Origin of the sequence: Winogradskya consettensis (assembly GCF_018332715.1) — a bacterium.
Classification (GTDB): domain Bacteria; phylum Actinomycetota; class Actinomycetes; order Mycobacteriales; family Micromonosporaceae; genus Actinoplanes; species Actinoplanes consettensis.
On sequence record NZ_BOQP01000034.1, the window covers coordinates 167,255 to 186,269 of the forward strand.

The following is a 19,015-nucleotide window of genomic DNA, read 5'->3' on the forward strand; positions in this document are numbered from 1 at the left end:
GCCGGGGAGGGCCCCGCCGTTCATTGCGTCTGGGTACGGGTGAGCGGCGGCAGCGACTAGCCTCAGCGGCCATGATTCCCGATCAGCTGCCCGCCTCCGATGAGCCGGCCCATGCACAGGATGTGGGCGTCGGCCCCTGGGTGGGACCCCTGCCGACCGGAGCGCACTTCGACCCCGAGCTCCTCGTCGAAGGTGATCGGCGCAACGTCGTCGACCGGTATCGCTACTGGAGACGCGAGGCCGTGGTGGCCGACCTCGATCAGCGCCGGCACACCTTCCATGTCGCGATCGAGAACTGGCAGCACGACTTCAACATCGGCACGGTTGTCCGCAACGCCAACGCCTTCCTCGCTGCTGAGGTTCACATCGTCGGCCTGCGCCGCTGGAATCGCCGTGGCGCGATGGTCACCGATCGTTACCAGCATGTCCGGCATCACCCCACGATCGACGACTTCACGGGCTGGGCCGCCACGGCCGATCTGCCGATCATCGGAATCGACAATCTTCCCGGGTCGCGCCCGATGGAGACGGTCACCCTTCCGCGTGAATGCGTGCTGATTTTCGGCCAGGAGGGTCCCGGGCTCTCCGATGCGGCGCGCGCCGCCTGCAGTGAGCTCTTCTCCATCGCTCAGTACGGGTCCACGCGATCGATCAACGCCGGGGTGGCCAGCGGCATCGCCATGCATTCATGGGTACGCGCACACGCCGGTCCCCCGCCTGACTGAAGCGAAAGCCCGACTGAGGCGAAAGGCCCGGCTGATTCGGAAAGGTCGAACTGCCCGGGTTCTGGCGATTCGCTTGACGCACGCCGTCGTGACCCCCACCGTTGAGGGGTGGGTGTCACAGTGAGTTGCCCCCGTTGTGCCGCGCAGGTCCGGCCGCCGGACCTGATGCACAGCGATTGGCGTTGCGACAACTGTGGCGACGTCTATCCCTTCCACGTCGCCGAGCACATCAGCTCCGAGATCATCGACAGCGTCGTGCGGCAGCCCTCGGCCGAGCGCCGGGTGCCGCTCTGGTGTCCGTGGCCGCTCCCGCCCGGGTGGATGGTGACCGGCGTGGGCTGGGCGGGTGACGAGCGTTCGGGCGTACGGGCGACCGCGCTGTCCTGCAGCGGCCCGGACCCGCTCGGTGGTGGTCCTGCCGACCTCGTCCTCATCGCCGAGCAGCCCGGGGTCGGCCTGGGCACCCGCTTCGCCGGCATTCCGGGCATCGATCCGGGTTACCTGATCGCGGAGGCGCTCAGCGACCCGTCCCAGCACTGTGGTCCACATGCCAAGATCAAGGCAGGTGGACATCCCACTCCATTGTGGTGCGTAAAGGCCCCTGAGGACCGCAGCGCCTATGTGAGTGAAGCCAAAGGAATGTGGCTCTATGCGGTAGCGTGGCCGGCAAGCGCGGGATACTTCCTCGCCGAACATGTCGTGCTTCACGACCTGTCCGTTGAGGTGGTTCCCGAGCTCGTGTACGGGGCGCCATCTCCGTACCTGCATGGTCGTGCCTGATCGAGGCTGCGTGACCTGCGGGAACGGTATCGGCTTTTCGGGCACTAAGTTCACACAGCGCAGCGAAAATGATACCGTGAGTGTTGACGGCGTCGACCGTACCCGCAACGGAGGAGCAGGCCCGCCATGATCAAGAAGGTACTCACCTGGCTTGGCATCGCATTCTTGATCTTCTTCATTGCGTTCAACCCGAACTCGGCCGCGGCCGTGTTCTCGTCGCTCGGTTCCACCATCGGCGACATAGCTCGCGGATTCGGAACCTTCTTCACCAACCTCGTCGCTTAACATCTGCGTATGGGTCCTGGTGAGCCGCGACAGCCTGAGGGTGAGGGTGCGCGCCGCCCTCGGGACGACGATGAGTACTTCGGCCACAACGATCCCGTAGTCAGGGACGATGGTCCGGAGTACGCACGAGGCACGGCGCAGGCCGACGGTCCGGCTTATTCGGACAGTACGGCCTACGCCCCGAGTGCCGGCTATGCCGACGACTACGAGACTCGTGAGCAGCCTCGCTACCGCGATGAGCCGCTCGAGTACGAGGCGCCGGTCTTCACCGAGGACGAGCTCAAGGGGCTCGGCGGTGACGGTTCGGGTGTCCCGGGTGGACCACGGCGCGTGCTTCCGCTGGAGGACGAGCCGACCACTCTGGTCTCGCGATACCTCTTCCCGACCGAGCGTTACCGGGGCGAGTGGAAGCGGCACTGGATCCATCTGTCCACGCCGCTCGCGGTCGGTATCGGCGCCACTGTGGTGCTCGGCTATCTCGCGGGCTTCCTCACCCAGCAGAGCATCGACGGCCTCGTCACGGCCGCGGTGCTGGTCTGGCTCGGGGTGATGGGCTGGGTCGCGTGGAAGGTCGGCGACTGGTACTTCGATCGGTTCATTCTGACCAACAAACGGGTGATGGTCGTCAACGGCATCGTCACCCGAAAGGTCGCGATGATGCCGCTGCTGCGGGTCACCGACATGAAGTACGAGCAGTCCGCGCTCGGCCGCATGCTGAGCTACGGCACGTTCGTCCTCGAGTCGGCCGGTCAGGACCAGGCCCTGCGTGAGGTCAAGCACCTGCCCAACCCCAACGAGTTGTACCTGCGCGTCGTCGAGGAGATGTATGAGCCTCAGGCGGTCGAGGCGCGACTCGGCAAGGATGGTGACGGGGGCGACGACGCCTGACGTCCGTACGTGGTTCTTTGCGAGCAACCGGTAGCTTTTTCGAGTGACCAGAATCGACCTGCACTGTCACTCGAGGGCCAGTGACGGCACGCTGACCCCGTCCGAGCTGATGCGTGCGGGCGTGGCCGCAGGCCTCGACGTGATGGCCATCACCGACCACGACACCACCGGTGGCTGGGACGAGGCCGCGGCAGCGCGGCCCGCCAACCTCACGCTCGTGCGCGGGGCCGAGCTCTCGTGCCGGTGGTACGGCGTCGAGCCGGCGATCCCCCTGCACCTGCTCGCCTACCTGTTCGACCCCGCCGAGCCACATCTCGCCGCCGACCTGCTGCGGATGCGCACCGATCGCGAACGGCGCGGCGAGAAGATAGTCGAGCTCCTGCGGGCGGACGGCGTCGACATCAGCTGGCCCGAGGTGCACGGATATGCGGCCGGCGGCTCGGTGGGACGCCCGCACATCGCCCAGGCGCTGATCCGGGCCGGGCTCGTGCGCACCACCAGCGAGGCGTTCGCTTCCCGGTGGCTCGGCGCGCGTTACTTCGTACCCAAAGCAGATCTTGATGTTTTTGAGGCAGTGCGTGCCGTCCGGGCCGCTGGGGGAGTGCCGGTTTTCGCGCACCCGAACGCCACGGTCCGCGGGCGGATCGTGCCCGACAAGTTGATCGTCGACCTCGCCGAAGCGGGCCTTTTCGGACTCGAAGCCGACCACGAGGACCACTCGATCGAGCAACGGGCCCACGTGCGCGCGCTCGCCGCGGACCTCGGGCTCATCGTGACGGGATCGTCCGACTTCCACGGCACCCACAAGACGGTCCAGCTGGGTGCGTTCACGACCGAGCTCGCGGCGTACGAGAAAATTGTCGCCGCCGCCACCGGCGTCCCGATCTTGGGGTGACGGTCCTCGCAGTTCAGGGCACCGAACGTGGCCGCCACCTAGGTTGATCGCGTGGATCTGAAACTGTTCGGTGAGTTCTTCGTGACCTTGCTGGTGATCGTGGACCCGCCGGGCATGGTCCCCGTCTTCCTCGCTCTGACCGGCACCCTGCCGGCCAAGGAACGCACCCGCGCGGGCACCCAGGCCGTGCTGCTCGCGCTCGGCGTCATCGTCATCTTCGCGGTCGCCGGGCAGACCCTGCTCGACTACCTGCACGTGCAACTCCCCGCCCTCCAGGGTGCCGGCGGTCTGCTCCTGCTTCTGGTCGCGTTGCAGCTGCTCACAGGCAAGACGGACGAACCGTCGGAGCAGGGCGGCACCACCAACGTGGCCCTGGTCCCGATCGGCACCCCGCTGCTGGCCGGCCCCGGCGCGATCGTCGCGACCATGCTTTTCGTGCAGCGTGCGGACGGCTTCTCGGACTACTCGATCATCGGTCTCGGCATCATCGCTGTCATGGCCTCGGTGTGGCTGGTGCTGCGTTTCTCCGGCGTCATCGTCAAGCTGCTGCGCCCGGCCGGCATCGAGGTCCTCACCCGCATCGCCGGCCTGCTCCTGGCAGCCATCGCGGTCCAGCTCATCGCCGATGCGGCCTTCGCGTTCGTGGAGCTCTACGCCGCGTCCTTCTGAGACCTCGTCGAAGTCGGACCCCTGGTCGCAATTTTTGTCGTAGGGCCCTGGCAGGATTGGTTCGTGCCCAGGACCCCGCCGCGATCGGCCGCCGTTCCCCACCAACAGCTGGGCTTCGACGGCATGCCCGAACGTCTCTTCGTCTGCACACCCAGCAAGCTCGGCTCGTATGCGGACTGCCCCCGTCGCTACCGATACACCTACATCGACCGCCCCAGCCCGCAGAAGGGCCCGCCGTGGGCGCACAACTCGCTGGGCGCGAGCGTGCACACAGCCCTCAAGAATTGGTACGCCTTGCCGGTCGACCGTCGCGGCACCGCACCCGTCGCCAGCCTGCTCAAATCGACCTGGGTGCGCGAGGGCTACCGCGACGTTGATCAGGAGCGCATCGCCTACCGCAAGGCGCTGGGCTGGCTCGACACCTACGTGGCCGGTCTCGACCCGCAGGAAGAACCCCTCGGCGTCGAGCGCGTCGTCGCCACCAAGACCGCGGTGCTCGCCTTCAACGGCCGGGCCGACCGCATCGACGCCCGCGACGGCGAGGCGGTGATCGTCGATTACAAAACCGGCCGCACCGGCCTCGACGCCGACGACGCCCGCGGCTCACAAGCTCTGGCCCTCTATGCGTACGCCGCCCAGCGCGTCTTCCGCCGACCGTGCCACAAGGTCGAGTTGCACCATCTGCCAACCGGCACGGTAGCGACGCACGAGCACACCGAGGAATCCCTCAACCGCCAGCTGGCCCGCGCCGAAGCCACCGCCCGCGACATCATCGCCGCCGAGAAATCGATGGCAGCGGGCGCCGACCCGGACGACGAGTTCCCGACGAACCCAGGGTCTTTGTGCGCGTGGTGTGACTTCCGAAAGAGCTGCCCGGCGGGCGCCGAGGTGCAGGCCAAGGAGCCCTGGGCCGCCATAGAGCACTTGGAGCGCACGACGTAGCCGTGGTGGGCGGGTTAGGCGATGCCGACGCGTTCCAGGGCGGCTTGGCGCATGGGGGCGACGCGGTACTGGGCCGGGACGGCGGGGAGAGTGGCTTTGATGAGCAGGCGCAGTCCGCGTACAGAAAGATCCGCTGACTTGTCTGTCGTCGGCCAGCCCAGGCCGCCGTACATTTTGCGGGCCCAGGGCGGCAGCAGGGCGAGCGCCGTCCCCGCGATGCCGAAGTAGGCCCACCGGGTCGGGCCCAGCGTGAGACCGAGACGCAGCGACCGGCTGCCCCAGTTCCCCGGGACAGGCGGGACAGTGAGGAAGAAAGCGGTCTCCGCGCTCTCCTTCGTCATCGCCAGCTCAGGCCGGATCTCCGCGTAGTAGGCAGCCACCTCCGCGGCCGTCCCCGGCACCGTGCCGGGGTTGAGCCCGATCATCTCGGCGGCGCGCAGCTGCTCGGTGTAGTAGCCGTCAACCTCGGCATCGGTCAGCTCGAGACCCGCGCGCCGGGCCGTGGTGAGGAACGACTCCACCTCGGCGACATGCACCCACCGAAGCAACTCCGGCTCGTCGATCCGGAACGTCTCACCCGTACGCGGATCGGTCGCCCGCATCTGTGAATGCATCCGCCGGACCCGGCTCGCGGCCAGCTCGACCTCGGCCATGGTGCCGTAGAGAATCGTTCCCACGTATGCGGAGGTTCGCTCGAAGCGGCCCCAGGGGTCTGCCTTGTAGCCGGAATTCTGCGCGATGGCGGCGACCGCACGGGGATGCAGCGCCTGCAGGTAGAGCGAACGCAGGCCGCCCATCGTGACGATGGGCTCTTTGTGCACCTTCCAGGTGATCGAGTCGGGGCCGAAGAGTCCGAGGTCGCCCACGCTGTTCATACCTCCAGCGTGCCACGCAGATCGCCGATCGAGCAGGCCAGATGTACGGCCGCTCCTGCGTCCCTTCGCTGCGCGCTCCTCAGCTGCGTTTCCCACGACTGAGCGTCCCTTGATTGTGTGTTTCGGGGCTGCGTGTCCCTTGACTGCGTGCTTTCTACTGCGCGTCCGGGGGTTGTGCGTCTTGCAGCTCCGTGCCGGCGAGATCAGGCGACGCGGTCCGCGTGGCGTTCCTGCTGGCAGGCCGGGCAAAGCCCCCAGAAGGTCACCTCTGCCTCGTCGACCTCGAAGCCGTGCCCTGTCCCCGGGTCGATGCAGGGGCGTTCGCTCACGTCACAGTCGACGTCCTCGATCGCGCCGCAGCTCCGGCACACGAGGTGGTGATGGTTGTCACCCACCCGGGCCTCGAAGCGGGCCGCGCTGCCGGCCGGCTCGATCCGGCGGGCCAGCCCGGCACGGGAGAGCGCGCCCAGAACGTCGTACACAGCCTGGGTGGAGACCGAGTCGAGACGTTCGCGAACCTGCCGGGTGATGTCGTCGACCTCCAGGTGACCACCCTGCGTCAGCACATCAAGCACCGCGAGCCGCGGCCGCGTCACCCGCAGACCATGGTTACGCAGCAGCTCTTCACCGGTCGCCATCCCACAATGACAGCACGCGGAACGTGACGGCTCAACAATGATCTGAGCGTGCACGCCTTTTGGTATTTCAGGGCATCGGGCGCGGGCTGTGCGTACCCGATCGCTTGCCGGGGCTCAGGTCTGGGGCCGTTCCGGCCTGGATAGGCACCGGTTTGGGGCACGCTTTGGCCAATGGTGAACCGGATCGCCCCTGCGCGCGTAACCGCAAACAAGTGGATGTTTGCATCGTCAGATAGTTTCGGCGGGCGGCCCGATACTTCAACCTTCAAGGAGGGTGACCGTGTTCGACCAGATTAACGGCATGCCCGTACACGCCCTGGTGCTCCACGCTGCGGTTGTGTTCGTGCCGCTCCTGGCGCTGTTGGCCATCGTCTACGCGGTCCTGCCGCGCTGGCGATCAAAGATCGGATGGGCGGCACTACTGCTGTCCATCGCCGCGCCGGCCGCTACCTACGTAGCCATGGCATCGGGCTCCAAACTGCGCGACCGCCTGGTCGCGAACGGCATGAGCGGCCCGCCGCTCGAGCAGATCGACGACCACATGGGCTTCGGAACCCTGACGTTCTACTTCTCGCTCGGCCTGGGCATTGTGACCCTGATCATGGTCATCCTCACCCTCCGCACGCCCAACCGCCGCCTCCCCCTGCCTGCCGACATCGGCCTGGCCGTCATCATGGTGGCGCTGGCCGCACTCTCGGGCTACTACGTCTTCAAGACCGGTGACTCGGGCGCGCAAGCAGTCTGGGGCACTTCGTCCTGATGAATCCCCGTCCCGGCCGCCATGTGGGGTGGCGACCGGGACGGCCATCAGCTTCGCCTGCTGTTCGGCCCATCTGCCTGCCGTCGGCCCAGCAGATCTCCCGGCGTCGGGTCAGAAGATGACTCGGGCGCAGAGCAGGCACATCAGTACCAGCGCGATCGCCCCGGCGACCAGGCCCACGCCGTAGGTCATCGTGCGAGCGGCGCCCTCGGACTCGTCCACCGAACTCAGGTTCTGAGCCGGCATCGATCGAGGCGGCGGTGGGTGGGAAACCACCGGGGGTCGCCAGTGCGGTGAAGCCGGAGCCTGCCGAGGCGGTCCCTCGTACACGGGCTTCGGTTTCGGGGCCGGCACCGGACGGTCAGCCCCGAACTGCCCAGCGGCAGAATCCGGGCGTTTCCAGTACGCGTCGTCGTCAGGTCCGGTCGGGGCGGTCACGTTCATCGACGCTACATCTATCGGGTGCCGACAGCGCACGCGACGCGGCTTACCCTTGAAGCGTGGACATCCTTGACGAACCCGACCGCGACGTGGACGCCGAGAGGACCGTCGACTTCGAGTCGGAAGACACCCCCGTTCTCCCCGACCAGACCCGCGATGACACCGCCCGCGGCTGGGGCTACACGAGCACCGAGGACTCGAACGACGAACGCCTCCTCGAAGACCGCCCACCCCACTGGGGCTGATCGTCCGCCCCGTCTCCGAGCCCGCTCGGCCCTGGCCGGAGGGCATCGCCCGTACACGCCGAGCGGCTCGGCCCGGGGTCATGGACGCAGCACCCACGAACCTAACGTCCTTGCGATCCCCGGCAGCGTCACAGCGCGCTCCGCAAGCTCTGCAACGTTGAGGACGCATCGTGTCTGCGCCGGTCCGCTGAATGCCCGGCCCTGGCTCCGGCCCGGCCCTGGCTCCGGCCCGGCCCTGGCTCCGGCCCGGCCCTGGCTCCGGCCCGGCCCTGGCTCCGGCCCGGCCCTGGCTCCGGCCCGAGCCTGGCTCCGGCCCGAGCCTGGCCGGGCCCGGTCCGGTCCGGCTCGGCAACCCCGGCTGGTTGACCGGCGGGCGTCAGGCAGGGCGCACGGTTATCGCGTAGCCCTCGGGGGGTTGTTTGATCGCCGCCTTCGCCGCTTCGGGTGGGAGGGCGAGCAGGAGGCCGCCCGCGAGTGGGTCGTCGATGCCTGTCACTCCTAAGACCGTGGCAGCGGTGGCGATCGGGTGGGTGCCGTCGTTGGGGCGAAAGAGGTCGATGCGGTTGCCGACCTGGACCAAGCGCAGTCCTGCCGGCTCAGCAAGGCGGATCGGAACGCCGACCGTTCCGATCGGGGGTCGTAGCGGTGCAGCTCCGTATGCGTCGCCGGACGCTGTCGTTGTCCCGGCGCCGCTACCGGTACTGACAACTCCTGGCACGGATCCGGCAGCACCTGGGCTGGGCGGAATGCCTGTCGACGAGTGGGGTTGGCTGGTTGGACCGAGCGTCGATGGCCTGCTGGGTTGGGTTGCTTGGGTACCGGTCGCATGGGTACTCACCGGCCCGCCAGCGGCAAGGGAGGTTCCATCGCTGCCCGCGCTATTTGCTGAAAGGTCAGCAGGGCTGGTTGCAGCCTGACGGGCCGAGGGGGCTCGTAGGTGGGGTGTGTTCAGGGGTGAGCCACAGCCGGTCGTTCCCGACCAGATCAGGAAGGTTGCTGAGGCAAGCAGGATCGCCATCGTGGACAGCTTCAGCAGGAAATTTCTCCGGGGCCTGCGCCAGCGGACCGTGTCCAGCGAAGGCTCTGATGGTGTCGTTCGGTTCGTTCGCACGCGATGAAGGTAGGGAAATCGCGGGGGCGGTGCCGGTGGCCCTGTGGACAGCCGCGCATTGTGGATAACTCAGGGTCGGGGCTTGCGGCGCGGTAGAAATGAGGGGCCAGGTCGACGGCCCGGGGCGGGTCATCTCCATCGACGGCGGGTTCGCGGCGTGAGCTGGCGAGCCCGTGCGCGGGACGAGATCTGCCTCTCGGAGTGCGCACCGGCTGTGGTTGACGGCACGGCGCAGGCGGCCGCTGCTTTGATCGCATCGAGCGCCGCGTGGTGCGGCGCAGCGCGTGGACCTCAAAACAGACGAGCGAGCGCTGAGCTGGCCCGCGCTGTGGTGGCTGCGGCCCGGGCGCAGCAGGCCGTGAGCACGGCTGAGATCCGGATCGGGCCTACATGGTGGGGCCAGGCGTTGGGATCGTGCCTGCTGGCTTCCCGTCACCAGGAGAAACGTGTGTCTCCGCAGGGGCGTACGGGCTGATCGCCGCTACCGGGAGAAGTAGGCGGGTCTCAGCTGGCTGCGCCGGGAAGGGACGGGTGCAGCCAGCTGGGTCGAGTGCCGGATCTAGGCAGCCAGAAGCGTCGCCGATGGTCGGGGCGAGTGGCCGTGGCGGGGTGGAGCCTGCGTCAGGAGGAGGACGTCGAGGCTGAGGACGTTGACGACGAGGAAGTGGACGACGAGGACGAGGGGGTTGAGGCCGGTGTCGACGACGTCGTGCTGGGAGATGAGGACGAGTCGGAGGACTTGCTGTCCGACGACTTGCTGTCCGACGACTTGCTGTCCGAGGTCGAGGCCGCCGCAGGCTTCTCGGCGCTCACGTTGCCGGAGCGGGAGTCGTTGCGGTAGAAGCCGGAGCCCTTGAAGACGATGCCGACTGAGTTGAAGACCTTGCGGAGCTTGCCGCTGCAGTTGGGGCACTCCGTCAGAGCGGGGTCCGAGAAAGACTGCACCCGCTCGATCTGCTCTCCACACTCTGTGCAGGCGTACTGGTACGTGGGCACTGGTCCTCCGCGTCGCTACTCGATGGCTGGCACTCATCGTCCAGGAGTGCCAATGCTCCGTCATCGGAGTTTATTTCGTCCAGTCGGGTGGCGCACTGAGGCCCTCCGTCGGAGTGATCGTCGCCCCTACGCGCCGGTCGTGGAGTTCGGCGGGCACGGTGTCGACCCGTTCTCCGTCGTGCAGGAGGGCCACGGTGAACGCCGTGGGGGCGACTCGGGCCAGGGCGCGGTCGTAGGAGCCGCCGCCTCGGCCCATGCGGACGCCTCGGCGGTCGACGGCGAGGGCCGGGACCACCACGAACGAGGCCTCGGACACCGCCGCGACACCGAGGCGCCGGCCGATGGGCTCCAGGAGGCCGCGCGCTCCTGGTTGAAGGCTGGACGGGCCTTCGTAGAGCGCCCAGTCGAGGTCGCCGTCGGGCAGCAGTACCGGAAGCAGGATCACCGGGGAGGGCACTGAGTGGAACGGGTCGGGCAGGGGAGCAGGAGCGGCGTAGACGCTGCGTAGTGCTTCGGGCAGTTCGGGGCCGCCGGGCTCCGGACCGAGGGGGACATAGGCGGCAATCACTGTCGGTGATTGGGTGCGTATCGCGGTCAGGAGGGTTGATCGGGTGGCAAGGGCGGCGGAGCTGAGGTTTTCCGGGGATTTCGATCTACGGGCTGCTAGGAGACGTGTGCGGAGGGCAACCTTTGCGGCGCGTGAACTTTCGGCATCACTGGCGAAATCGGGCATGCAACACCCCCTTCTGAAAACCGGCAAACGGTGCGCACTATGTCAGCATCGCTCCAAAGAAGGCCACTTCCAGGAGGATATGTGACTCTGCGTGGCCGACTCACTGCTGCCTTCCTCGCGGTCGTGCTCGGTCCTGTCCTGCTCGGATCCTTCTTTGTCGGGATGACCGTTGCCACGGTGAGCCGGGACCGGACCGCAGAGCGACTTGATCATGCCGTAACGACGGTGCGGACGGCGATCGGAGCGATGTGCCGACAACTCCAAGCTGTCGCGGACGCGGTTGCCGTGCTGCCCGTGGCCGATCAACGGACCGCTGCCGACCAGATGGTTACCCGCGGGCTGGCGTCCGAGGTTCGCATCGCGCCAGCTGGCAGCACCACCACCACCACGACGGGTGGGGCCATCGGTGAACGCGACTGTGCGGCTGCGGATCAACGAGGACAGGCGGGGGCAGCCGACCCCGGGCAGCCAGCCGTCCCGGCCGAGGGTGGCCCAGTGCAGGGTGGCCCAGTGCAGGGTGGCCCAGTGCAGGGTGGCCCAGTGCAGGGTGGCCCAGCGCAGGGCAGTCCGGGCCAGGTTGGCGCAGGTCAGGGCAGCGGTGTGGGGGAGGCGGTTACCGCGGTCGGGGCGAGGGCGGTGCAGGACGACGTTGTTGTGGTGGCTCTGGAGCGGATCGATGGGCTTTTCATCCGGCGCCTTGGTGACAGCAGCGCGGCGCGTGTTGAGGTCGCTGTCGGGGAGGTTTCCGGTGCGGCGGGGAGGCGGATACCCGTTGAGCCTGGTCAGCCGCTTCCGGTCAGCGTGGAGGTGCGGTCCGAGGAGCCGGCGGTTCTGTACGTGTTTCTTGCCGTAGCCGTTTTTGCGGTGGCGGGGCTGGCGGTTCTTGCCGCGCGGTGGCTGGCTCGCTCGACTACGCGTCCGCTGGAGGAGCTTGCCTGGGCTGCGGGCAAGGTGGCTGACGGGGAGCTGGGTGTGCGGGTGCCGGTGGGGCGGGGGGATGAGATCGGGCAGCTGGCGGGGACGTTCAACCGGATGACCCGGGAGCTTCAGGCGTACGTGCAGGCTCTGACTGCCAGCCGGGACCAGTTGCGGGGGCATCTTGCGATCCTTGGCGACACGCTGTCGAGCACTCACGACGTACATCGGATTCTTCAGGTAATTCTTCAGACCGCGTTGTCGGCGACAGGGGCCAGGGCTGGTGTCGTGTTGCTCATCGATCCGGGTGAGGCTGTCCTGGTCGCGCGGTGCGCGGAGGGGCTGACGGGCCGGTGGGACGTTCCGGAGGGCGATCTTCCCTCTCTGCGGATTCCGGTGGGGCACGGGATTCTCGGTGTTGTCGCTGCTGGGGGCGAGGCGAGGCGGGGGTTCTGTGATCTCGGAGGCGGTCCGATGGACGAGCCGGCGGGGCGTACCTATGTGGCTGTTCCTATCTGTGCGCCCGCGACGGTCGGGGATCCGCTGGTTCCCGGTGGGTTGATGACCGAGAGCGGGCAGCCGGCGATTCTCGGCGTGCTGGCTCTCTACGACCGGCTCGGTGCGGACGAGTTCGATGACACCGACCTGCACACCTTGCGCACCTTCGCGGGGCAGGCCGGGGTTGCTGTGCACAACGTGCGGGTGCACGAGGAGGCGCAGCGGTTGTCGCTCACCGACCCGCTCACGGGGCTCTGGAACTATCGCTGCCTGCGGGAATCGTTGCGGCGGGAGGTGGAGCGGGCCACGCGGTTCGGGCGGATGCTGACCGTGCTGGTGCTCGACCTCGACCACTTCAAGGACGTGAACGACACGTACGGGCATGCCGCGGGGGATGTCGTGCTGGGTGAGTTCGCGCGGCGGATCCGGATAGGGCTCCGGGAAGTCGACGTTGCGTTCCGTCAGGGAGGTGAAGAGTTTGTCGTGCTTCTGCCGGAGACTGACGCGTACGGGGGAATTATTGTCGCGGAGCGGTTGGGGTCTGCGGTTCGCGACATTCCGGTTCCTATCGATCCGCGGCGGATGAGCGGGGGCGCCGGGGTCGCTGTGGACCGGGTTGCGATCAGTGTGTCGATCGGGATTGCTGTATATCCGGAGCACGGTGCGACCGCTCAGCAAGTGCTTGATGCCGCTGATGACGCGCTGTATGCGGCTAAGAACGCAGGGCGTGACACGTACCGTCTCGCCGAGAGCATTCCGCTACCCGCTGTGGATGTGACTGACCCGTCGGTTTCGAGAGGGGTGGCGGATGGGAAAACCGATCAACAGGGACCAGTGGCGGGCGCGTCCGGTGGGCCACAACCGCCGCGACAGGCTCGTGGCCGCTAGTCTCGCGGCATGTCCGGGCACGAACTCAGCAAAGGTGCGGTGACTCCTCAGATGACCACGCAGGCGCATGCGACCGGCCGTCGAGCCGTCAAGGCCGTCATTCCGGCCGCCGGGCTCGCCACCCGATTTCTCCCTGCTACCAAGGCTGTCCCCAAAGAACTCCTGCCCGTTGTAGACCGTCCGGTGCTCCAGTACATCGTGGAAGAGGCCGCGGCTGCCGGCATCACCGATGTGCTGCTGGTGACCGGCCGGGGCAAGACCTCCATGGTCGATCACTTCGACCGCCGGCCCGACATCGAGGCACGCCTCGAGAAGAAGGGCGACCTCGAACGGCTCGCCGCCGTACGCCGTACGAGCGACTTGGCGGACATCTACACCTGCCGCCAGGGTGAGCCGCTCGGTCTCGGTCATGCCGTAGGCGTGGCCGGTTCCCACATCGGCGACAACGCATTCGCCGTCCTGCTGGGCGACGAGTTCGTCGAGGAGGACCAGCCGCTGCTGCCCGCCATGCTGGACCTGCAGGCGCAGACCGGCGGCATCGTGCTCGCGTTCATCGAGGTGTCCCCGGAGGAGACCAGCCGTTACGGCATCGCCTCGGTCAAGCCCTCCTCGTTCGGTGAGGACATCGTCGAGGTGACCGGGCTGGTCGAGAAGCCGAAACCGGAGGAGGCGCCGAGCAACCTCGCCGTTGTCGGCCGCTACATCCTGCCTGCCACGATCTTCGAGGCGATCCACAACACGAAGCCCGGCAGCGGCGGCGAGATCCAGCTGACGGACGCGATGGCTCAGCTGCTCGCGGAGGGGACGCCGGTGCACGGCATCGTCTACCGCGGACACCGGTACGACACGGGGATGCCGCTGGGGTATCTGCAGGCGGTTGTCGAGCTTGCGGTCAAGCGCTCCGACCTGGGCGCCGAGTTCAGCTCGTGGCTCACCGACTTCGTCGCCAGCGACAAGATGACCAAGGCCGGCGACAAGTGATACGCCCCGGCGGCAGGGCGGCGGAGATCAGCGGCCGGGCGGCGATAGCCGGCGGTGCGCGGGGATGACCGCGACGGCCGATGCCGAGGCGGCCGCCAACGAGCTGATGCCTCTCGCCGAATACCTGGGCAGCGTGCTGCGCAGGTTGCGGGCGCTGCCTCCGCTCGACCTCGACCTCACCCAGGCCCACGGCAACGTCCTCGCCCATGACGTGCTGGCCCCGCACCCGTATCCGGCCTTCGACCAGGCCGCGATCGACGGGTACGCGGCCCGCTGGGAGGACCTTGCCGCGGCCGGGCGGATCGGCTCGCACCCCTCGTTCGGGGCGTTCGAGGCGGGACTGCGCCCGGTCCGGCTGAACGTCGTCGGTGACCTGGGGGCGGCCAGCTGGCGTCCGGTGCGGCTCACCCCGGGGACGTGCTTCTCCGTGGCGGCCGGGGCGCCGTTGCCGATCGGGGCCGATGTTGTGGTGCCGATCCACTGGACGGATCAGGGCATGGCGGCCGTGGAGATCATGCACGCGCCGAAGCGGGGCTCCGGTGTCCGCCGGGCGGGCGATGAGCTGCCCGTCGGGCGGGTGCTGGCGTCCGCGGGGGCGTACGTCACCCCGGCGATGGTGGCGGTTTTCGCTGCTTCCGGCATCGGTCATGTCGTGGTGCGGCCCAGTCCCCGGGTGGTGGTCGTGGCCACGGGTGACGAGCTGGTCGACGTGGGGCGTCCGAGTCAGCCCGGACAGGTGGTGGACGCGAACTCTCATGCGCTGACGGCCGCCGCGGTGGAAGCGGGAGCTCTCGCGTACCGGATAGGGATCTGTGATGACGACCCGGAGGGCCTCCGGGGGCTGTTGGAAGACCAGACGTTGCGGGCGGATCTGATCATCACGACCGGCGGTACGGGTACGGGTCCCGGTGACATGCTGCGCCGGGTGCTGTCGCGGCGTGACCATGGCCGAGGCGTGGTGGAGTTCACCGATGTCGCGCTCTGCCCGGGTGCGACGCTCGGGTTCGGCACCGTGGGCGGCGAGGAAGTTCCGGTGGTTTGCCTGCCCGGTGAGCCCGGCGCCGCGCTGATCGGCTTCGAGGTGCTGGCGCGGCCGGTCATTCAGCTGCTTGCCGGGGCGGAACCGGTCTTCCGGCCCGGCGTCAAGGCGCACCTGCTGGAAACCGTGTCGTCGCCGGGTGGCCTGCGGGAATTCCGGCCGGCTCATGTAGCGGAACGGCGCGGCGGGGGCTACACAGTGCAGCCACTCGCCGGTGGGCCTTACACTCTGTCCGGCCTCGCGGAGGCCAACGGTCTCTTGGTGCTCGGCGAGCGGGTCACCGCGGCTGCCGCCGGATCGACCGTGGATGTGTTGCTGCTTGACCGGAGGCGATGATGCTGGGCTCCACGCCCGGATGGCCTGCCGTCCTGGCGGACGGAGCCGTGCTGCTCAGGCCCTATCGGCGAAGTGACGCCCGAGCGTGGTCGGAGGTTCGCATCGCGAACCAGGCCTGGCTCAGCCCCTGGGAGTCGGCGCCGCCCGGCCCCTGGGCCGAGATGAACTCGGCGCGTGCGTACCTCTACGTCTACCGGGACATGAAACGTGCCGCCAGCCGCGGCGACAGCATGCCGTTCGCTGTCTGCCTCCGGGGGGACGACGGCAAGGAACAGCTGGTCGGACATCTCAACCTGGGCAGCATCGTGCGGCGGGCGTTCAGTTCCGCGTACGCCGGATATTGGGTTGATTCCCGGGTTGCGGGTCGTGGGGTGGTCCCGACCGCGCTGGCACTCGCCGTTGACCACGCGTTCGGGCCGGGCGGGTTGCATCGGGTGGAAGTCAACATCCGACCGGAGAACGTCCCGAGCCGCCGGGTGGTGGAAAAGCTGGGCTTCCGGGAGGAGGCTTACCACCCGCGGTACATGCACATCGACGGAGCGTGGCGAGATCATCTCGGGTACGCGATGACGAACGAGGAAGTCGCCGCGGAAGGTGGCCTGCTCGCGCGCTGGCGGAGGTTGCGTACCACGACAAAGTGATCATCGGCTCGTTACCGTCCGGCGCGGCGTACAGATATCGGCAGGTCTCGCCCGTAATCTCGGGGAGATTGCGACTTTTTCGTGCCGGGCGCCCCACCGCCTGCGCACGCTCCATGGCTGACGGGAGGGGTGAGGGTGCCGACCTCGGTGCTCCTCGCCGTCCTCGCCGCGGCCGGGCTGCTCGCCCTCGCGCCGGCTCTCGTCCGCCGGTACGACGCGACCGAGCGTCTGGCGGCGGAGCGGGCGTCGTCGACGGCTCGGGTGCTTCAGCGCCGCCGTCGGCTCCGAACCGTGCCCGGACGACGACCGGTCAACCCCGGCCGCCAGTACATGGTTACGTCGCGGACCCTAACGGGTGATCAAGCGGAGGGTTCCGCCGACCCCACCCCGGCCTCCGAGGACGTCTCGCCGGTCTCCGGGCCGCCCGCCCGGCGCCTGCGGGTGGTCAGCTCACGGCGTCCAGCCCGCCGACGCGCGCCCGTGCGGAGGCAGACGCCCGCTGTGGTCCGCCGCCGCCGCGTCTTCGCCGCCCTGCTCCTGCTGAATGTGATCGAACTCATCGGCGTGCTCGCGGTCAGCCCGGGCTTCTGGATCAGCTTCACGGTCACCGGTGCCCTGCTCGGCAGCTACCTGGTCCACCTGCGCAACCGCGCGATGGTGGACCGCCGTCGCCGCCGCATCGAAGCCCGGGAAGCCGCCTGGCTCGCAGCCCGCCAAGCGGAGGTCCGCCGCGAACAGGCCCGCCGCGCGGCAGCCCGCCGCGAAGCCCAGCGCCGCCTCGCCGCGCAGAAAGAGGCGGTCCGGCGTACGGCCATGGGCCTGGACCGCGACCCCTCCGACCTGCCCGCGGCGGTCAACGGGGCCTCGGTCTCCTATCGGCGCGGGGGCGGCCTGCGCGGTCGCGCCTACGAGGCCGGCGGCAGAGGTAACGCGTACCCGGCGTAGAGATCGTCTCCCGCGACACGGGAGGGGGGTTCGCGAGGCGGGTGGGGGACCTGTTAGCCTTTTGTCGGTCCTACGGGGCCGGGGGGCTGTGGCGCAGTCTGGTAGCGCACCTCGTTCGCATCGAGGGGGTCTGGGGTTCAAATCCCCACAGCTCCACCCATAAAGAAGCCGCTTCCGATTTCGGAAGCGGCTTTTTGCATGCCCGGTTGCAGTGCCCGGCAATGATCACGGGGCACACCGGTGGGCGCGGATGATCTACGGTGCGGAGGTGAATGTGATGTTTTTGCTGCTCATCGCGCTGCCCGTGGGTCTCCTTGTTGCTGGCCTGATCGTTTTGATCGTCTTTGCGGTGCAGAGATCCCAAAGGGCAAAGAGCTAGGCCGGAGCGGTGTTGACGTAGGGCTGCTCGCAGCCGATACGTTCCGCACCCGGGATGCAACTGCGATCTTGCTGGGGGATCGGGTTGGCGGGCCGATGTTCGCGCGCATGAACGAGAAACTGATCCTCGTGGCCGAGGACGACGCCGACCTGCGGGACATGCTCACCTATGCGCTGGAGCGCGCCGGTTACACCGCTGTGGGTGCCAAGGACGGGAACACCGCGGCGCGGATTCTGCAGGTGGCGCGGCCGGTGGGCATCGTTACCGACGTACGCATGCCGGCGCTCAACGGGATGGAACTGTGCCAGTTGGTGCGCAGCAACCCGGAGGTGAGCAATGCCGCCGTACTCATGGTGTCGGCGAATGCGCACTTGCACGACATCAATGCGGGGCTGAGCTCCGGGGCTGACGGATATCTGCCCAAGCCGCTGTCGCCGCGCCGACTGGTCGCCGAGCTCCAACAGGTCATCGAGCGCCGGAAGGTGATCAACGCGGGGTAGGAGGATGTCAATGTCTTGATGTTGTCGTTGTAGTGGTTACGACCATTTGGTTGACCGGGACCCGCGGCGTCGGATCATGACGGAATGACCTCCTTCATCGCTCAGCTCAGCGACTCGCACCTGACCACCGGGCCGTTGGGTGGCGGACCCGCCGCCGGGCTCCAGCTCGCCCTTGCCCGGGTCATGGCGCTCGACCCGCGCCCCGACTGTGTCGTGGTCACCGGCGATCTCACCGATCACGGCCTGGAGGAGGAGTACGCAGCCCTCCAGGAGGTCATCGGTGACTTCCCGCTGCCCCTGCACCTGACCACGGGCAACCATGACGACCGGGACGCCATGGTGAAAGCCTTCGGCGGGGATCCCTACTACTGCGTGGACTACCCCGGGTTCACCATCGTGGCCCTGGACTCGCTGATTCCCGGTTCGCCGGCCGGGCGGCTCGGTGGCGAGCAGTTGGCGTGGCTGGACCGTACGCTGGCCGCGCGCCCCGGCGTGCCCGCGCTCATCGGCCTGCACCACCCGCCGATGGCGGTCGGCATCCCGTTCCTCGACGGGATGCGGCTGCTCGACGGCGAGGAGTTGCGGGACGTGGTCGCCGGCCACGACAACGTCGCGCGGATCATGGCGGGGCACGTGCACCGGCCGATCACCGCGGCGTTCGCGGGCACCGTGATGACCGTCGCGCCGAGCACGTGGCGCCAGTCCGGGCTGCTGCTCGGCTCTGATGCGCCGCCCGGCTATGTCGCCGAACCCACCGGCTTCCTGCTGCACCTCGTCGACGGCCCGGACTGCATCACGCACACGGTTCAGGTCAGCCACGCGGCGGCCCTGCTCGGTGCCTACTGAAACCAGACGGCGCACCCTGAGCGCCGCTCGGCGCAGAGATCATCGAAGTTCGCCGCTCCCGCTA

21 protein-coding genes, 1 tRNA gene and 1 pseudogene are annotated in these 19,015 nt (G+C 68.3%); 18 read left to right on the forward strand and 5 right to left on the reverse strand.

Translation table 11 applies throughout. The features are described 5' to 3' along the window. The first annotated feature begins 71 nt into the window (after nt 1-71). From Aco04nite_RS29650 to Aco04nite_RS29680, 7 genes are all read left to right on the forward strand, one after another. Nucleotides 72-725, forward strand: coding sequence for a TrmH family RNA methyltransferase (locus Aco04nite_RS29650; protein WP_213000526.1), 654 nt, complete (start codon nt 72-74; stop codon nt 723-725). Nucleotides 726-845: 120 nt separating this feature from the next. After that, nucleotides 846-1,505 (forward strand): DUF6758 family protein, encoded by a 660-nt coding sequence (locus Aco04nite_RS29655; protein ID WP_307794533.1) that lies wholly within the window; start codon nt 846-848, stop codon nt 1,503-1,505. Nucleotides 1,506-1,631: 126 nt separating this feature from the next. Continuing rightward, nucleotides 1,632-1,790 (forward strand): hypothetical protein, encoded by a 159-nt coding sequence (locus Aco04nite_RS29660; protein ID WP_203838224.1) that lies wholly within the window; start codon nt 1,632-1,634, stop codon nt 1,788-1,790. A gap of 9 nt (nt 1,791-1,799) precedes the next feature. Continuing rightward, a complete protein-coding gene (locus Aco04nite_RS29665; RefSeq protein WP_213000527.1) occupies nt 1,800-2,678 on the forward strand; it encodes a PH domain-containing protein in 879 nt (292 codons plus the stop codon). 43 nt (nt 2,679-2,721) lie between these two features. Then, entirely contained in the window at nt 2,722-3,573 is an 852-nt protein-coding gene (locus Aco04nite_RS29670) for a PHP domain-containing protein (RefSeq protein ID WP_213000528.1), read from the forward strand. Between the two features lie 51 nt (nt 3,574-3,624). Next, the gene (locus Aco04nite_RS29675; RefSeq protein ID WP_203838227.1) at nt 3,625-4,242 is read left to right on the forward strand and encodes a MarC family protein; all 618 of its coding nucleotides are present in this window, start codon (nt 3,625-3,627) and stop codon (nt 4,240-4,242) included. A gap of 123 nt (nt 4,243-4,365) precedes the next feature. Then, a complete protein-coding gene (locus tag Aco04nite_RS29680) occupies nt 4,366-5,184 on the forward strand; it encodes a RecB family exonuclease (RefSeq protein ID WP_213000622.1) in 819 nt (272 codons plus the stop codon). 14 nt (nt 5,185-5,198) lie between these two features. Here the strand turns inward: Aco04nite_RS29680 and Aco04nite_RS29685 are convergent, their stop codons facing one another. Both Aco04nite_RS29685 and Aco04nite_RS29690 read right to left on the reverse strand, forming a co-directional pair. Beyond that, nucleotides 5,199-6,059, reverse strand: a complete 861-nt coding sequence (locus Aco04nite_RS29685) for an oxygenase MpaB family protein (RefSeq protein WP_213000529.1) — start codon at nt 6,057-6,059, stop codon at nt 5,199-5,201. A 203-nt stretch (nt 6,060-6,262) separates the two neighbouring features. After that, nucleotides 6,263-6,697 carry a Fur family transcriptional regulator gene (locus tag Aco04nite_RS29690; protein ID WP_213000530.1) on the reverse strand — a complete coding sequence of 145 codons (435 nt, stop codon included), beginning with the start codon at nt 6,695-6,697 and terminating at the stop codon, nt 6,263-6,265. Between the two features lie 280 nt (nt 6,698-6,977). On the opposite strand from Aco04nite_RS29690, the gene Aco04nite_RS29695 reads away from it, so the two are divergent. Both Aco04nite_RS29695 and Aco04nite_RS29705 read left to right on the forward strand, forming a co-directional pair. After that, nucleotides 6,978-7,457, forward strand: a complete 480-nt coding sequence (locus Aco04nite_RS29695) for a DUF2231 domain-containing protein (protein ID WP_213000531.1) — start codon at nt 6,978-6,980, stop codon at nt 7,455-7,457. A gap of 500 nt (nt 7,458-7,957) precedes the next feature. Next, nucleotides 7,958-8,143, forward strand: coding sequence for a hypothetical protein (locus Aco04nite_RS29705; protein WP_203838232.1), 186 nt, complete (start codon nt 7,958-7,960; stop codon nt 8,141-8,143). A gap of 376 nt (nt 8,144-8,519) precedes the next feature. Here the strand turns inward: Aco04nite_RS29705 and Aco04nite_RS29710 are convergent, their stop codons facing one another. Beyond that, entirely contained in the window at nt 8,520-8,723 is a 204-nt protein-coding gene (locus Aco04nite_RS29710) for a hypothetical protein (RefSeq protein ID WP_213000533.1), read from the reverse strand. 1,126 nt (nt 8,724-9,849) lie between these two features. Here Aco04nite_RS29710 and Aco04nite_RS49160 point away from each other — a divergent pair. After that, entirely contained in the window at nt 9,850-10,095 is a 246-nt protein-coding gene (locus Aco04nite_RS49160) for a hypothetical protein (protein WP_244876408.1), read from the forward strand. 62 nt (nt 10,096-10,157) lie between these two features. On the opposite strand, the pseudogene Aco04nite_RS49755 reads toward Aco04nite_RS49160, so the two are convergent. Beyond that, a pseudogene (locus Aco04nite_RS49755) lies at nt 10,158-10,250 on the reverse strand (FmdB family zinc ribbon protein); the annotation flags it as partial. 70 nt (nt 10,251-10,320) lie between these two features. Then, nucleotides 10,321-10,983, reverse strand: coding sequence for a 5-formyltetrahydrofolate cyclo-ligase (locus tag Aco04nite_RS29720; protein WP_213000535.1), 663 nt, complete (start codon nt 10,981-10,983; stop codon nt 10,321-10,323). Between the two features lie 39 nt (nt 10,984-11,022). On the opposite strand from Aco04nite_RS29720, the gene Aco04nite_RS29725 reads away from it, so the two are divergent. From Aco04nite_RS29725 to Aco04nite_RS29760, 8 genes are all read left to right on the forward strand, one after another. Beyond that, nucleotides 11,023-13,284 carry a sensor domain-containing diguanylate cyclase gene (locus tag Aco04nite_RS29725; RefSeq protein WP_438874949.1) on the forward strand — a complete coding sequence of 754 codons (2,262 nt, stop codon included), beginning with the start codon at nt 11,023-11,025 and terminating at the stop codon, nt 13,282-13,284. A gap of 51 nt (nt 13,285-13,335) precedes the next feature. Continuing rightward, nucleotides 13,336-14,265 (forward strand): UTP--glucose-1-phosphate uridylyltransferase, encoded by a 930-nt coding sequence (locus Aco04nite_RS29730; protein ID WP_213000623.1) that lies wholly within the window; start codon nt 13,336-13,338, stop codon nt 14,263-14,265. A gap of 64 nt (nt 14,266-14,329) precedes the next feature. Next, entirely contained in the window at nt 14,330-15,640 is a 1,311-nt protein-coding gene (locus Aco04nite_RS29735) for a molybdopterin molybdotransferase MoeA (RefSeq protein ID WP_203838236.1), read from the forward strand. Beyond that, nucleotides 15,637-16,281 carry a GNAT family N-acetyltransferase gene (locus tag Aco04nite_RS29740; RefSeq protein WP_213000537.1) on the forward strand — a complete coding sequence of 215 codons (645 nt, stop codon included), beginning with the start codon at nt 15,637-15,639 and terminating at the stop codon, nt 16,279-16,281. The genes Aco04nite_RS29735 and Aco04nite_RS29740 overlap by 4 nt, the downstream gene beginning before the upstream one ends. A gap of 129 nt (nt 16,282-16,410) precedes the next feature. After that, a complete protein-coding gene (sepX, locus tag Aco04nite_RS29745; RefSeq protein ID WP_213000538.1) occupies nt 16,411-17,226 on the forward strand; it encodes a divisome protein SepX/GlpR in 816 nt (271 codons plus the stop codon). Nucleotides 17,227-17,308: 82 nt separating this feature from the next. After that, nucleotides 17,309-17,382 (forward strand) — tRNA-Ala (locus tag Aco04nite_RS29750). Nucleotides 17,383-17,712: 330 nt separating this feature from the next. Beyond that, nucleotides 17,713-18,105, forward strand: coding sequence for a response regulator transcription factor (locus Aco04nite_RS29755; protein WP_213000539.1), 393 nt, complete (start codon nt 17,713-17,715; stop codon nt 18,103-18,105). An 84-nt stretch (nt 18,106-18,189) separates the two neighbouring features. Next, nucleotides 18,190-18,951, forward strand: coding sequence for a phosphodiesterase (locus Aco04nite_RS29760; protein ID WP_213000540.1), 762 nt, complete (start codon nt 18,190-18,192; stop codon nt 18,949-18,951). Nucleotides 18,952-19,015: the final 64 nt, after the last annotated feature.

Coding starts and splice junctions, on each gene's coding strand:
- Aco04nite_RS29650 (WP_213000526.1), top strand. CDS start 72: ATGATTCCCGATCAGCTGCCCGCCTCCGATGAGCCGGCCCATGCACAG.
- Aco04nite_RS29660 (WP_203838224.1), top strand. CDS start 1,632: ATGATCAAGAAGGTACTCACCTGGCTTGGCATCGCATTCTTGATCTTC.
- Aco04nite_RS29665 (WP_213000527.1), top strand. CDS start 1,800: ATGGGTCCTGGTGAGCCGCGACAGCCTGAGGGTGAGGGTGCGCGCCGC.
- Aco04nite_RS29680 (WP_213000622.1), top strand. CDS start 4,366: ATGCCCGAACGTCTCTTCGTCTGCACACCCAGCAAGCTCGGCTCGTAT.
- Aco04nite_RS29685 (WP_213000529.1), bottom strand. CDS start 6,059: ATGAACAGCGTGGGCGACCTCGGACTCTTCGGCCCCGACTCGATCACC.
- Aco04nite_RS29690 (WP_213000530.1), bottom strand. CDS start 6,697: ATGGCGACCGGTGAAGAGCTGCTGCGTAACCATGGTCTGCGGGTGACG.
- Aco04nite_RS29720 (WP_213000535.1), bottom strand. CDS start 10,983: ATGCCCGATTTCGCCAGTGATGCCGAAAGTTCACGCGCCGCAAAGGTT.
- Aco04nite_RS29725 (WP_438874949.1), top strand. CDS start 11,023: ATGTCAGCATCGCTCCAAAGAAGGCCACTTCCAGGAGGATATGTGACT.
- Aco04nite_RS29730 (WP_213000623.1), top strand. CDS start 13,336: ATGACCACGCAGGCGCATGCGACCGGCCGTCGAGCCGTCAAGGCCGTC.
- Aco04nite_RS29735 (WP_203838236.1), top strand. CDS start 14,330: ATGACCGCGACGGCCGATGCCGAGGCGGCCGCCAACGAGCTGATGCCT.
- Aco04nite_RS29740 (WP_213000537.1), top strand. CDS start 15,637: ATGATGCTGGGCTCCACGCCCGGATGGCCTGCCGTCCTGGCGGACGGA.
- Aco04nite_RS29755 (WP_213000539.1), top strand. CDS start 17,713: ATGAACGAGAAACTGATCCTCGTGGCCGAGGACGACGCCGACCTGCGG.
- Aco04nite_RS29760 (WP_213000540.1), top strand. CDS start 18,190: ATGACCTCCTTCATCGCTCAGCTCAGCGACTCGCACCTGACCACCGGG.